Source organism: Streptomyces sp. NPDC046866, from assembly GCF_040704625.1.
In the GTDB taxonomy this organism is placed as follows: Bacteria; Actinomycetota; Actinomycetes; order Streptomycetales; family Streptomycetaceae; genus Streptomyces.
Map to the genome: position 1 here is coordinate 406,689 of NZ_JBEYXN010000001.1, position 13,554 is coordinate 420,242.

A 13,554-nucleotide genomic window follows, 5' to 3' on the forward strand; every position below is an offset into this window, starting at 1 on the left:
CGGGCCGTTTCAGACCACCACGAACGCCACCGCCGCCGCCCCCATGAGGGCGGCGGCGAGGTGGATGGCCGGGTGGCCGTAGTCGCCGTACCAGAGGTGGCGCACCAGGCCGCCGACCGCGGCCAGGGCCGCGATGATGCCGATCTGGGCCAGCAGCGTGACGGCGGTGAAGGGGGCCAGCAGCAGGACGACGGAGTTGAGCCAGAACGGGACCGCGCCGGTCCACCCGCGCCATCGGCAGAACGCCGTCCGGCAGAACGCCGTCTGCATGTATCACCGGCCCCTCACTGGTCAACTCGTCAGCTGAACAGCCTCCTTGGGGGCGGCGGCGGGTACAAGGGCCCGTTCGGCAAGAAAACCGAAGGCCAGGCCGAAAGTCGTCCACATCGCGGTCTGGATGCCCAGGGTCGCGAGGCGGAACTGCCAGACGAGGGTGGCCGGGAAGTCCTCGGGGACCTCGTTGACGGCCGGCAGGAACGCGTACGCGATCCCGACCGCCGCGACGAAGGCCAGCGAGGCGACCACCGAGGCGTTCCAGTTGCCCATCCCGGGCGCCAGCCGGCGGCCCAGGATCAGCGCGCCGGCGCCCAGCAGCACGCTCAGCGCGATCATCAGCACGAAGAGCGTGGTCCTGGTGACGACGGTGTCGGGGTCGCCGACGGCCGGCGGGTTGGACGGGTACTTGAGGAACGGCACCAGGTTGAGGGTGACGAACAGGCCGCCGGAGACCAGGGCCGCCGTGGCCCGCGGGCCGAAGCGGCCGATGCGGCCGAGGGCGTAGCAGAACACGAGGGCGGCGATGCCGCCGAACGCGACGCCGTACAGCAGCGTGCCGGTGCCGAGGCCGGCCGTGGCCTGCAGGGCCCGGCTGACCGGGCCCTCATCGGCGTGGTCGTGCCCGGCGGAGGCGGCTTCCTCGAGGGCGATGGCCGCGTCGACCTTGGACTCGCCCAGGACGTACGCGACGAGGAATGCGGCCACACCGGCGAACAGGCCGGCGAGCATGCCCCGCACCAGCAGGACGCGGGGGGAGATGGGGTTCATGGGCTTCCCTTGCGGATCGCGGGGACCGGCGGTCCTCCGGGGCGGCGGACCGCCGGATCGGTGGACCGGCGGATCAGTGGCAGGGGAACCCGAGCAGGTGGCGGCCGTCGTGCATCCACTCGTGGACGGTGTCGCCCTCGAAGAGGGCGGTGGCGCCCTGCTCGGCACCGACGAGGTAGAGCAGGACGAGCATCAGGATGCCGGCGAAGACGGCCCACGGGGCGAGCGCGGAGAGCGAGATCGGGGCAACGGCAGGGGCCGAAGCGGGCACGGCGGGGTTGGCCATGGCAGGTACCTCCAGAGGGAACACGCGTCCCGGTCAGTGGTGCTCGCAACGACGGTGGCGGGTCTGACTTCCCTCCCTCGCGGGCGGGTTCACAGTGGCGCGACCGTGCCGGATTTCCACCGGCTTCCGTCGTACCGTCGTCTTGTTTGGTTGTCGTCCGAGACGGTACCCCTCTTATGCTGCCTTTATGAAGAGCGGCGTCGTACGAGTTCAGTTCGTCACACCGCCGTTCGACGACTCCGTCCGGCAGGTGAGATTCGGCCACGGCCGCCCCTGCCCCGGGTACGAGGGGCTCCGCGGACAGGACACCGGCCGCTGGGCGGGCCGCACCCTGGACGACGTGGCCGCCGAGGATCCCGACGGCCTCCGGCGCTGGCTGACCGATCCCGCGTACGCCCCGCCCGGCGGGGAGTCCCTCGCCGCCCTGACCGCCCGCGTCGGCGCCGAACTGGCCGGCCTGGCCCCCGGCACGCACCGCGCGGTCGTCGAGCAGGCCGTCGTACGGGCCGCCGTGGTGCACGCCCTGGACCTGCCGGCCACGGCGTTCTGGCGGCTCGACGTCCGGCCCGGCCACGTCACCGTGCTCACCGGGCGGGCCGGGCGCTGGAACCTCCGCCTCGGCGAACCCGAGGCGGCCGGCCAGGCGGCGGCTAGGCCACGATCCAGTCGCTCGTCGCGATGACCGGCTGTACGCCGTCGCGGTGGACGGTGCCCTCGATGAGGCCGTACATGCGGTCCGCCGCGAAGTAGACCTCGTTGTCGTTCTTGAGGCCGAACGGCTCCAGGTCCACCAGGAAGTGGTGCTTGTTGGGGAGGTTCAGCCGCACCTCGTTGACCCGCGGGCAGTTGTCGAGCACCCGCTCGGCCATCTGGTTCAGGGTCTGCTGGAGCGAGTAGGAGTACGTCTCCGCGAAGGCCTCCAGCATGTGCTTGCGGACCTTCCTGTACGACCGGTCCCAGTCGAACGCGGCGTCGTCGGCGGCGAGCGCCGAGTGCGCCCAGCGCGCGGTGACCTTGGTCGCGAGGATGCGGTCGTACGCCTCCTTGAGCGTGGTGTACCGGTCCTTGATGTAGCCGTGGAACTCGGAGTCCGTCGAGTTCATCACGGTCAGGTCCTTCAGGCCCGAGATGACCTGGAGGCCGGTGGTCTCGCTGTACGTGATCTGCGCGGTGCGCACCTCCTGGCCCTTGCGCACGAAGGAGTGCTGCTCCTTGCGCGTGGGCACCGGGATCCGCTCCCAGGCGAACTCCTCGATGCGGATCTGCGCCTCGCGGATCGGCGCCTGCGAGGAGACGAAGTGCTTGGCCAGCAGGATGCCGAAGGCCTCGGGGGAGTCGATGCCGTGCTCCTTGCCGAAGGCGTACACCGTGTTCTTGGTGGTGTCGGTCGGCAGGCAGTTGGTGTTGTCGCCCGTGAGGTGGACGTCGCGGAACTCGCCGCGCAGCGCGACCGAGACGTTGAGGTCGCGGATCTCGTGCCAGGACCCGTCGCCGCCCTTGCGGGTGACCTTGACGATGCGGTTCTCGGCCTTGCCGTACTGGTTCTGGGCCAGGACGTGCTTGCTCATGCGCTGTCTTCCTTCGGGTACGCGGAGTCCGGCTGGCTGGATCCCGTACGCCCGGCGTCCGGCGGGCCCGCGGCCCGCCCCCCGCCGTTCAGTCCCCCGGGGACCGCCCCGGGACTGACGTGCATCCCGGTCCGTAGGTGCTCTGTCGGATTTCAGCACGTTCACGTGGTGTCCGTAAGGGCGCGGATCCTCCGAGAACGGGCACCCAAGGCTTGGGCGTCCCTCTGACGGTGCAGGTCAGACGGTGTGCGCATCGGCCACGGCGAGGGCCTCGCCGAGGACGGCCAGGCCCTTGGCCACGTCGTCGGCGGCGATGTTGCACGGCGGGGCGACGTGGATGCGGTTGCCCGCGGTGAGCGGCCACAGGCCGCCCTTCTTGCAGGCGGCGGCGAACTCGGCCATCGGCGCGTTGTCCGCGCCCGCGGCGTTGTAGGGCACGAGCGGCTCCCGCGTGGCCCGGTCCCGTACGAGCTCCAGCGCCCAGAAGGTGCCCAGGCCCCGGACCTCCCCGACCGAGGGGTGCCGCTCGGCGAGGGCGCGCAGGCCCGGACCCAGCAGCTCCGCGCCGGTGCGGGCGGACTGCTCGACGATGCCCTCCTCCTCCATCACGTTGATCGTCGCGACGGCGGCGGCGCAGGCCAGCACGTGTCCGGAGTACGTCAGGCCGCCGGGGTAGGGGCGCCGGGCGAAGGTCTCGGCGATGGCGCCGGAGATCGCCACGCCGCCGAGGGGCACGTAGCCGCTGTTGACGCCCTTGGCGAAGCAGAGCAGGTCGGGGATGACGTCCCAGTGCTCGGCGGCGAACCACGTCCCGGTCCGGCCGAAGCCGACCATGACCTCGTCCAGGACGAAGACGATCCCGTACCGGTCGCAGAGCTCGCGCACGCCCGCCAGGTAGCCCGCGGGGTGTACGAGCACGCCCGGGGCACCGCCGACGGTCTCCAGGATGACCGCGGCGATGGACTGCGGCCCCTCGAAGACGATGGTGTCCTCCAGGTGCGCCAGGGCGCGCTCGCACTCCTCGGCCTCGGAGGCGGAGTAGAAGGGCGAGCGGTAGGCGAACGGCCCCCAGAAGTGCACCACGCCGGCGGTCGCGCTGTCGTTGCCGAACCGGCGGGCGTCACCGGTCAGGTTGATCGCGGCGGAGGTGGCGCCGTGGTACGAGCGGTACGCGGACAGCACCTTGGGCCGGCCCGTGTGCAGGCGGGCCATCCGGACGGCGTTCTCGACGGCCTCGGCGCCGCCGTTGGTGAAGAAGATCTTGTCCAGGTCGCCGGGGGTGCGCCGCGCGATGAGGCGTGCCGCCTCGGAGCGGACGTCGACGGCGAAGCCGGGCGCGAGGGTGCACAGGCGGGCGGCCTGCTCCTGGATCGCGGCGACGACCTTGGGGTGCTGGTAGCCGATGTTGGTGTAGACGAGGGCGCTGGAGAAGTCGAGGTAGCGCCGGCCCTCGTAGTCCCAGAAGTACGAACCCTCGGCCCCGGCGACGGCGAGCGGGTCGATGAGCTCCTGCGCCGACCAGGAGTGGAAGACGTGCTTGCGGTCGGCGTCCTTGACGGCGGCGAGCGAGCCGGCGGCGCTTGCGTTCACGGCCTGAGCGTAGATGTCCATGATGCGGACTCCTGGGAGGGTCGAGGGCACCTGGGAGGCTGGCCAGTCTATCGCATATCGGAATGCTGTTTCCGCCTTGCGAAATTGCCGGGGGTGGTGAGGGGCACATGAGCGGCGGTGAGCCGGACGTGAGGCCGCGGTGAGCGCCCCCGCCGAAGGTGGGTCCACCGCCGGGGCGCCGCGACCCGAGCAGCGCGAGCGCACCGAACGAACCGAGCGCACCGAACGAACCGAACGCACACGCAACCGAGGGGTACGGACATGGGCGAGCAGCAGCTGACCGGCAGGACCGCACTGGTGACCGGCGGGTCGCGCGGCATAGGAAGGGCCGTCGCGCTGCGGCTGGCCGCCGAGGGCGCGCTGGTCGCGGTCCACTACGGCGGCAACGAGGCCGCCGCCCGGGAGACCGTCGCCCGGATCGCCGCGGCCGGCGGGCACGCCTTCGCCGTCCGGGCCCGCTTCGGGGAGGCCGGCGCGGTGGACCGGCTGTTCGAGGGGCTGGTCCGCGGACTGGAGGAACACGGCGCCGAGGGACTGGACGTCCTCGTCAACAACGCCGGCATCATCTCCGGCCACTCGATCGGCCAGGTCACCGAGGAGGAGTTCGCCCTGCTGATGGCCGTCAACGTGACCACGCCGTTCTTCGTCATCCAGCGGGCGCTGCCGCTGCTGAACGACGGCGGCCGCATCGTCAACATGGGCTCGACCGCCAGCCGCTTCGCCGTCTCCACCCAGATCGGCTACACGGTCAGCAAGGCTGCCCTGGAGGCCATGGGGCCCTCGCTCGCCAACGAGCTGGGCCGGCGCGGCATCACCGTGAACACGGTCGCGCCCGGCGCCGTGCGCACCGATCTGACCGCCGGCTACACCGCGATCCCGGAGGCCGTCGCGGGTCTGGAGGCGATCAGCGCGCTCGGCCGGATCGGCGAGCCGGAGGACGTCGCCGACGTGGTGGGCTTCCTGGCCGGCCCGCAGGGGCGGTGGGTGACCGGCCAGACCGTCGACGTGTCCGGCGGTACCTGGCTCGGACCGATCGCCGCCGGCTGAACTGCCGTCGTGCGACCGGAGATCCGGGCCGATCGGGCCGATCAAGTGGATCACCGGGTGGATAATCGCCCGCATGAGGTTCGGCATCCTCGGTGAGACGCAGGCACGGCACGACGACGGAACCGAGGTACCGCTCGGCGGACCCGCGCGGCGCGCCCTGCTGGCGCTGCTGCTGATCCGCCCCGGCGCGGTCGTCTCGGCCGAGCGGCTGGCCGAGGAGATCGAGCCGGGCGGGAACGTTTCCGCGCACGCGCTCCAGTCGCAGGTGTCCAGGCTGCGCACGGTCCTGGGGCACTCGGCCGCCATCGAGCGGGTCGGCGCGGGCTACCGGATCGTGGTCCCGGACGGGGCGGTGGACGCCGCGCGCTTCGAAGCGCTGGCCGCCGAGGGCCGCACCGCCCTCGCCGACGCAGACCCCGCACGGGCGGCCGCCGTACTGCGCCGGGCGCTGGAGCTGTGGCGCGGCCCCGCGCTCGACGGGCTCGACGGGAGCGAGACGGCCCGCGCCGCGGCGGGCCGGCTGGAGGAAGCCCGGCTCGCGGCCCTGGAGGACCGGATCGAGGCGGAGCTGCGGCTCGGGGAACACCGCGCCGCCGTACCGGAGTTGCGCGAGCTGGTCGGCCGGCACCCGCTGCGGGAGCGGCTGGCCGGGCTGCTGATGCGGGCCCTGTTCGCCCAGGGCGGCCAGGCCGAGGCGCTGCTGGTGTTCGAGGAAACCCGGCGCCACCTGGCCGAGGAGCTCGGCGCCGACCCGTCGGGCGAACTGCTGGCGCTCCACCGCGAGCTGCTGGAGCCGGCCCCGGCGCCCTCGCCCGCTGCGCCGCCCGCCCAGCTGACCTCTTTCGTGGGCCGGGAGGAGGAAGCGGCCGAGGCCGCAGCCCTGTTGCGGGCGGCCCGGCTGCTCACGCTGACCGGGCCCGGCGGTGTCGGCAAGACCCGGCTGGCGGTCGAGGTCGCGGGCACCGCCGTCGCCGACGACGACGTCTGCTTCGTGGAACTGGCGCCCCTGGGCTACGGAGGGCCTGCGGGGCCTGTGGGGCCTGTGGGGTCCGGTGTGCAGCCGATGCAGGCCGCGCAGGCCGTGCTGGGTGCGCTCGGACTGCGCGAGAACGGCCTCCAGATGGGGGACGGCCCCCCGCGCACGGCGGTCGACCGCCTGATCGCCGCGCTGTCCGACCGGGCGCTCCTGCTCGTCCTGGACAACTGCGAGCACCTCGTCGACGAGGCCGCCGCCCTCGCCGCCCGCCTGCTGGCGGCCTGCCCCCGGCTGCGCGTCCTGGCCACCAGCCGCGAACCGCTCGGCGTCATCGGCGAGCACGTCCATCAGGTCCGGCCGCTGGACGAGGCGGCCGCGGTACGGCTCTTCGCCGACCGCGCCCGGGCGGTACGCCGCGGCGGCGCCGGCGACCCCGAGGTCGTACGCCGGATCTGCACGGCCCTCGACGGCCTGCCCCTCGCGATCGAACTCGCGGCGGCGCGCCTGCGCACCCTGGACCCCGAGGACCTCGCCGGCCGGCTCGACGACCTCCTCGGCATCACCGCCCGCGGCAGCCGCACCTCCGCCGAACGGCACCGCACCATGCGCTCGGTGGTCGCCTGGAGCTGGGAGCTGCTGACGCAGGAGGAACAGCGCGCCGCCCGGCGGTTCACGGTCTTCGCGGGCGGTGCGACCGCGGCCGCCGTGCGGGAGGTGTGCGGCACGGACGCCGACACCCTGGAGTCGCTGGTGGACAAGTCCCTGGTGGAGGCGGTCGGGGCCGGGCGGCACCGGATGCTCGGGACGATCCGCGCGTACGGCGCCGAGCGGCTGGAGGCGGCGGGCGGGGCGGAGGCCGGGGCGACCCGGCGGGCCCACGCCCGGCACGTGCTGGAGCTGCACCGCGAGGCCGATCCGCACCTGCTGCGGGCCGAACAGCTGCAGTGGCTGCCGCGCGTCGCGGCCGTACACGACGACCTCCTGGCCGCACTGCGCTGGGCGATCGGCGCGGGCGAGGTGCACACCGGTATGGAACTGCTCGCCGCGGCCTCGACCTCCCTGTGGATCCGCGGTGCGTCCGCCGCGGTGGCTCCGGAGGCGACGGCCCTGCTGGAGGCGGCAGACGCCGCGGCCGGCGCCGGCGCCGGCGTCGGGCCGGGCGAGGAGTACGCCGCCTGTGTCCTGCTCGCGGCCTCGACCGCAGCCGGCCGGCCGGTCTGGCAGCGCCACCGCGCCGCGGCGCAGAAGGCGCTGGCCGCCGCATGGCCGGGCGACCGCCCGGGGCGCCACCCGGTGGTCCTGCTGCTCTGGATGATGCGCCACGCGGGCGAGACGGAGGCCCGGGACGCGCAGGAGGCCCTGGCCGCGTTCGAGCTGGTCTCCTCCCAGCGGGACTGCCCCGACCCGTGGGCGCGCGCGGCGGCCCGGTACGTGTCCGGCTACGCGGCGCTCGGCCGCCGCGACCCCGAGGGCGCCGAGCAGGCCTTCGAGGCGGCGTCCGAGCAGTTCCGCACGCTCGGCGACCGGTGGGGCACCGCGCTGGCCCTGGATGCCCTCGCCGGCCTCGCGGGCGCCCGCGGCGACGGGGCGCGGGCGCTCGCCCTGACCGACCGGGCCCTCACCCTCACCGAGGAGCTCGGAGCCGCCGAGGACTCCGCGGACCTCCTGGTCAACCGCGGCGACCACCGCCTTCCCGGCGACCCGGCGGCGGCCCGCGCGGACTACACCGCGGCCGCCGCCCTCGCCCGCGCCGGCGGCAGCCCCGCCGCCCTGGCCGCGGCCCTGCGCGGCCTCGGCGACCTCGCCCTGCGGGAGGGTTCGGCGCAGGAGGCGGAGCGGCTCTACGCCGACGCGCTCGACCGGATCGACCCGCACTGGGTCAAGAGCCTCGGCAACCGGGTCCGCTGCCTCGCCGGGCTCGGCCGGATCGCCGAGGCCCGCGGCGACCGGGGCGCGGCCCGGACGTACTACCGCCGGGCCGGCGCATGTGTGGCCGCCCTCGGACCCTCCGTGCCGGACACCCTGCGCCTGATGGGCCTGCCGGAGGAGCTCGTCACGGCGGTGAGCGGGCGGTGAGCGCCCCGTAAGCGCACCCCGGCACCCTCACCGCATGACGAACACGAAGCCGAACACGAAGCCGACGCCGAACCACACGAAGCCGAAGAACGGCCCGCACGCGCACCGCAACCTCCGCATCCTCATCTCCGGCGCCTCGGTCGCCGGCCCCGCGCTGGCCCACTGGCTCCACCGCTACGGCTTCACCACCACGATCGTGGAGCGCGCCCCCGCCCTGCGCGACGGCGGCTACGCGGTCGACTTCCGGGGCGGGGCGCACCTGTCGGTCCTGCGCCGCATGGGCCTCCTGGACGCCGTCGAGGCCGCCCGCACCGGCACCGGCTCGATGGCGTACGTCAACGAGCTCGGCAAACCGGTGGCGAAGCTGCCCGCCGACCTCTTCGCCGGGGACGTGGAGATCCTCCGCGGCGACCTGGCCCGCATCCTCCACGACGCGACCGCCGGGCACACCGAGTACGTCTTCGGCGACTCGGTCACCTCGCTGGAGGAGGACGCGGACGGCGTCCACGTCACCTTCGAGCGCGGCGCACCCCGCCGCTTCGACCTGGTGATCGGCGCTGACGGCCTGCACTCCGCCACCCGCCGCCTGGCCTTCGGGCCCGAGGAGCGGTTCGTCCGGCACCTGGGCGTGTACTGCGCGATCTTCACCACCGGCAACCACCTCGGCCTGGACCGCACCGGCCACGCCTACCGCACCGCGAACCGCCTGGTGGCGATGTACAGCGCCCGCCACAACACCGAGGCCAAGGCCGTCTTCTACTTCGGCTCCCCGGAGCTCGGCCTCGACCGGCGCGACGTGGTGCGCCAGCAGGCCGTGCTCACCGAGCAGTTCACCGGCAACGGCTGGCAGAGCGACCGGCTGCTGCACGACATGCGGTACGCGCCGGACTTCTACTTCGACTCCGTCGCCCAGGTCGCCATGGACCACTGGACGCGCGGCCGCGTCGCGCTGGTCGGCGACGCCGCCCACTGCCCCTCGTCGCTCTCGGGCATGGGCACGGGCCTCGCCCTGGTCGGCGCGTACGTCCTCGCGGGCGAACTGGCCGCGGCGGGCGGCGACCACCGCCTCGCGTTCGCACGCTACGAGGAGGAGATGCGCGCGTACGCGGAGGGCTGCCGGAAGATGGGCGACGGCGTCGCCAGGCTCATGGTCCCCGGCAGCCGCTTCACGGCAGGCCTCCTCAACCGCTACTACAAGCTCATGCCGTACCTGCCGGGCAAGGACATGGCCGCGAAGATCGCCCGCAGGGCCGCCGAGAACATCACCCTCCGCGACTACACGGCGGCCGAGGTCCGCACGGCCCCCGCCGTCCGTGCGGGCCGCTGAGCGCGGCCGCGCCTCGGGGTCGTCCCCGGCCCCGGCCCGGCCCGGGCCCGGAGGCCGGTTGATCAGGCCCCCCCCCGACCCGTCACGACCTCCCCGGGGCTCCGCTCGTCCCCTGCGAACCCGCCGCGGGAGGCGTGAAGATCCGGTCCAGGTGGTGCCGCAGGACGGCGGTGGCCGACTCGGGACCCCGCTGGCCCACGAGGATGCTCGTACCCATCGCCGCCGCCATGGCCAGCAGGCCGATCGCCTCCGTGCGCGCGTCGGCCCCGGGGTCGGCCAGGCCCGCGCCCTGCGCCCGGCCGATCAGCCCGGCCAGGGCGTCCTCGGCGGCGTCGGGGTTGTCGATGAAGGGCTGGGCGGCCAGTGCCTCGTCGGTGACGGACAGGATCGCGTACGAGGTGTAGAGGAGGTGGAAGGTGCGGCTCTCCTCGTCGGTCGGGAGCGACGCGAGCAGCAGCGCCTCCGCCATCGCCCGCGGTCCCGGCCCCTCGCCCGGCTCCTGCCCCGGCTCGGGTCCGGCGGCGGCGAGGCGGGCGCCCACGCGGGCGGTGAACCGGTCCGTCAGGTGCTGGAGCCCGTACAGGAGCAGCTTCTCCTTGGTCTCGAAGTAGTACTGCACCAGCCGGAGCGACACCCCCGCCTCGGCGGCCACGTCGCGCATGCCGACGGCGTGCAGCCCGCGCCGCCCGGCGACCCGCACGAGCGCGGCGGCGATCTGGGCCCGCCGCTCCTCGTGGTCCACGCGCTTCGGCATGCCGCGCCCCTCTCGGCCGATACGGAAAGGAAAGAAGGCAATGGTACGCCCGTACCATCAACGTGATACGGTCGTACCACAAAGAGAGCGATCTCCAGGAGGTGCCCCGTGCCCCACCCCACCGCCCAGGCCCCCGTGCGCCGGGACGTAGGCCGCTACGTCAACGACACCTTGCGCGACCGGTACTTCGCGGCCTGCGACGCCCTCTACGCCCTGGGCGCGCCCGCCCGCTCCGAGACGGACGTGGAGACGAGCTTCGGCACCACCCACGTCTACCGCTACGGCCCGGCCGACCCGGCCGCCGAGTCCCGTACGCCGGTGGTCCTCCTCCACGGCGCCGGCTACTGCTCCGCGATGTGGTACCCCAACACCCCGGCCCTCAGCGCCGAACGCCCCGTCTACGCCCTCGACACCCCGGGCGACGCCGGCCGCAGCGTCCACCGCGAGCCCATGTGGCAGCCCGAGCGCGCCGCCCAGTGGCTCGACGAGGCCCTCGACGCCCTCGGCCTCGACCGCGTCCACCTCGTCGGCGCCTCCTACGGCGGCTGGCTGGCGCTCAACCAGGCCCACCGCCGCCCCGGCCGCCTCGCCTCGGTCACCCTGCTCGACCCGGGCGGCCTGGAGAAGGTCGGCCTGCGCTTCTTCGCCTGGGTCTTCGTCAGCCTCTTCGCCAGCTTCGCCCCCCAGGCCCTGCGCCCGCGCCTGGCCAAGTGGCTCGAGCAGCCGGTCCTGGTCGTCCCCGAGTTGCGCGCCATGGTCCACGCGGGCGCCCGTGCCTTCCGCATCCGCCGCCCGGCCCCGCGCCCCCTCTCCGAGGACGCGCTGCGTTCGATCACCACCCCGCTCTACCTGGTCATGGGCAAGCGCAGCCTCCTCGTGCACCCGCAGCGCCAGCGCGAACGCGTCCCCCGCCTGATCCCGACGGCCCGGGCCGACATCCTGACCCGCACGGGCCACGGCCCCCAGATCGACCACGCCCCTGTGGTCAACGCCCGCATCCTGGCCTTCATGGACCGGTCCGAGGCGTAACGCCTCCCGTGGACGGGCGTCTCGGCGTCCGGCAGCGGCCGCACCCGCGCCGGTGCTGCTGTGGGCTCGCACGGCCGGGGCGCGCGGGGCGGTGCGGGTCGCCGGCGAGTGGTCGGCCGCGGGGTTCATGGCGGTGTCGCGCCGGAAGAGCGGAGGGCTCTGGGAATGTGGGCATGAGCGCAAGACCGAGACCGCGTACCGCCTTCGTCGACCGGGAGAGAAGCATGACCATCAGGGACATCGGGCCGGAACCCCAGAGCTTCGACCTCGAAAAGGCGGTGCTCGACAACACGGACTACCGCGCCGTCGCCTGGTCGGGGAAGTACCTCCAGCTGACGCTCATGTCGATCCCGGTGGGGGAGGACATCGGCTTGGAGGCGCACCCGGAGACCGACCAGTTCCTGCGGCTCGACGCAGGCCGGGGCCGCGTCCAGATGGGCCGCACGAAGGACGGCCTCGACTTCGACCGGGAGGTCGGGGACGGCTGGGCCGTCTTCGTACCGGCCGGCACGTGGCACAACATCACCAACATCGGCGACGAGCCCCTGCAGCTCTACGCCGTGTACGCGCCGACCCACCACGCGGCGGGCAAGATCCACGCGACGGCCGCCGACGCGGAGCGGGACGAGGAATCAGGCGGCGACGAGCCGGCGGCCTGGTCGGTCCAGCCTCCCCGCCACCGCCCGGACCAGCACGCCTGACCGCCGACCCCGGGCACGGTGTGCTTGCGGAGATGCCGACACGTCCTTCATCCGGTCGCCGGGCCGGACTCCTTCCGGGCTGCCTCCCCCGTGCCGGCGGGCGCGGTTCCGCGCCGGAGGTGGCCGGGGGTGGTGCCCAGGCGCCGGCGCAGCAGGGTGGTGAGGGTGGAGGCGTTCTCGTAACCGACGCGGCGGGCGACGGCCTCGGTGGGGAGGTCCGTGGTGCGCAGCAGGTGGGCGGCCTGTTCGAGCCGGATGTTCTGGGCGAACCGCAGGGGCGAGACGCCCAGGACCTTGTCCACGGCCCGCTGGAGGGTCCGCTCGCTCGCCCCGACCGCCCGCGCCGCATCGACCAGCCGCAGGGGCTGGTCCATGTGCGCACGCACCCAGCGCTCGAAGGCGCTGACGGTGGGATCGGTACGGGCGAGGTGACTCGTGATGGCGTAACCGGCCTGGGTGGGGCGGTGGTCGACCACCAGGTAGCGGGCCGTGAGGTCCGCGAGCGCCGGGCTGGCCTGCCGTACCACGGAGAGGGCGAGATCGAGGTGTGCCATGGCGGCCCCCGCGGTGGTCACCCCTTCGGCATGGACCAGCATGTGGCTCTCGTCCAGGGCGACGTGGGGGTACGCCTGCCGGAAGGCCGGGGCCAGCCACCAGCTGGTGGTGGCGGCGAGCCCGTCCAGTACCCCCGCCTCGGCGAGGAGGAACGTACTCGTGCAGGCCGCGGCCAGGGGAACGCCCTCGGCCCGGGCCCGCCGGAGCGCCTCGCGTTCGGGTGCGCGTCCCGGGGCGGCCACCCAGTCCAGCAGGGGTGCGGGCTGCTTGGGGCCGGCCCCGGGCACGACGAGGAGATCGGGCCGCGGTGCGTCCCCGGTGGTCCGGGCCTCGACCACGTGCCCGGAAGCCGTCCGGACGGCCCCTCGCGCGCCGACGCGGGTCAGCTCCCAGCGCGGCGGGGGGTGGGGCAGTTCCTCCCGCAGCTCGTTGGCCATCTGCAGGACGTCGAGGACCGTGGCCAGTCCGGAGTCGAAGAGGTCATCCAAGACCAGTACGGAGATCCTCATGTCGGAAACGGTAAAGCATCAGGCGGATCCGCCACTGACTTCGGCCCAGCGCTCGCTCATACGGTGATCAC

General features: G+C 73.9%; 13 protein-coding genes and 1 riboswitch. Of the genes, 6 read left to right on the top strand and 7 right to left on the bottom strand.

Annotated features, from left to right (window positions below; translation table 11 throughout):
• Window positions 1-9: 9 nt before the first annotated feature.
• From AB0953_RS01885 to AB0953_RS01895, 3 genes are all read right to left on the bottom strand, one after another.
• On the bottom strand, window positions 10-270 hold the full coding sequence (locus AB0953_RS01885) for a hypothetical protein (RefSeq protein WP_366857383.1): 261 nt from the start codon (window positions 268-270) through the stop codon (window positions 10-12).
• 21 nt (window positions 271-291) lie between these two features.
• The gene (locus AB0953_RS01890) at window positions 292-1,044 is read right to left on the bottom strand and encodes a CbtA family protein (protein ID WP_366857384.1); all 753 of its coding nucleotides are present in this window, start codon (window positions 1,042-1,044) and stop codon (window positions 292-294) included.
• Between the two features lie 73 nt (window positions 1,045-1,117).
• The gene (locus AB0953_RS01895; protein ID WP_361915548.1) at window positions 1,118-1,330 is read right to left on the bottom strand and encodes a CbtB domain-containing protein; all 213 of its coding nucleotides are present in this window, start codon (window positions 1,328-1,330) and stop codon (window positions 1,118-1,120) included.
• A gap of 38 nt (window positions 1,331-1,368) precedes the next feature.
• Window positions 1,369-1,518: riboswitch (cobalamin riboswitch) on the bottom strand.
• Here AB0953_RS01895 and AB0953_RS01900 point away from each other — a divergent pair.
• Window positions 1,518-2,012: a histidine phosphatase family protein gene (locus AB0953_RS01900; protein ID WP_366857385.1), complete on the top strand. Its 495-nt coding sequence runs from the start codon at window positions 1,518-1,520 to the stop codon at window positions 2,010-2,012. It overlaps the preceding riboswitch by 1 nt.
• Here AB0953_RS01900 and pucL read toward each other — a convergent pair.
• Both pucL and AB0953_RS01910 read right to left on the bottom strand, forming a co-directional pair.
• A complete protein-coding gene (gene pucL / locus AB0953_RS01905; protein ID WP_366857386.1) occupies window positions 1,981-2,898 on the bottom strand; it encodes a factor-independent urate hydroxylase in 918 nt (305 codons plus the stop codon). The two genes, AB0953_RS01900 and pucL, sit on opposite strands and share 32 nt — an antisense overlap.
• A 237-nt stretch (window positions 2,899-3,135) precedes the next feature.
• On the bottom strand, window positions 3,136-4,509 hold the full coding sequence (locus AB0953_RS01910; RefSeq protein WP_366857387.1) for an aspartate aminotransferase family protein: 1,374 nt from the start codon (window positions 4,507-4,509) through the stop codon (window positions 3,136-3,138).
• 261 nt (window positions 4,510-4,770) lie between these two features.
• Here AB0953_RS01910 and AB0953_RS01915 point away from each other — a divergent pair, with 261 nt between their 5' ends.
• The 3 genes from AB0953_RS01915 to AB0953_RS01925 all read left to right on the top strand — a co-directional run bounded on the left by AB0953_RS01915 (window position 4,771) and on the right by AB0953_RS01925 (window position 9,935).
• Window positions 4,771-5,556, top strand: coding sequence for an SDR family oxidoreductase (locus AB0953_RS01915; protein ID WP_366857388.1), 786 nt, complete (start codon window positions 4,771-4,773; stop codon window positions 5,554-5,556).
• A gap of 73 nt (window positions 5,557-5,629) precedes the next feature.
• Entirely contained in the window at window positions 5,630-8,608 is a 2,979-nt protein-coding gene (locus AB0953_RS01920; RefSeq protein WP_366857389.1) for a BTAD domain-containing putative transcriptional regulator, read from the top strand.
• A 34-nt stretch (window positions 8,609-8,642) separates the two neighbouring features.
• Window positions 8,643-9,935, top strand: coding sequence for an FAD-dependent monooxygenase (locus AB0953_RS01925; RefSeq protein ID WP_366857390.1), 1,293 nt, complete (start codon window positions 8,643-8,645; stop codon window positions 9,933-9,935).
• Between the two features lie 82 nt (window positions 9,936-10,017).
• On the opposite strand, the gene AB0953_RS01930 is transcribed toward AB0953_RS01925, so the two are convergent.
• Window positions 10,018-10,689, bottom strand: a complete 672-nt coding sequence (locus tag AB0953_RS01930; protein ID WP_366857391.1) for a TetR/AcrR family transcriptional regulator — start codon at window positions 10,687-10,689, stop codon at window positions 10,018-10,020.
• Between the two features lie 108 nt (window positions 10,690-10,797).
• Between AB0953_RS01930 and AB0953_RS01935 the strand changes: the two genes are divergently transcribed.
• Together AB0953_RS01935 and AB0953_RS01940 are read left to right on the top strand one after the other, a co-directional pair.
• Window positions 10,798-11,718: an alpha/beta fold hydrolase gene (locus AB0953_RS01935; protein WP_366857392.1), complete on the top strand. Its 921-nt coding sequence runs from the start codon at window positions 10,798-10,800 to the stop codon at window positions 11,716-11,718.
• A 224-nt stretch (window positions 11,719-11,942) separates the two neighbouring features.
• A complete protein-coding gene (locus AB0953_RS01940) occupies window positions 11,943-12,419 on the top strand; it encodes a cupin domain-containing protein (RefSeq protein ID WP_366857393.1) in 477 nt (158 codons plus the stop codon).
• 47 nt (window positions 12,420-12,466) lie between these two features.
• Here the strand turns inward: AB0953_RS01940 and AB0953_RS01945 are convergent, their stop codons facing one another.
• Complete coding sequence (locus AB0953_RS01945) at window positions 12,467-13,483, bottom strand: helix-turn-helix domain-containing protein (RefSeq protein WP_366857394.1); 1,017 nt, start codon at window positions 13,481-13,483, stop codon at window positions 12,467-12,469.
• Window positions 13,484-13,554: the final 71 nt, after the last annotated feature.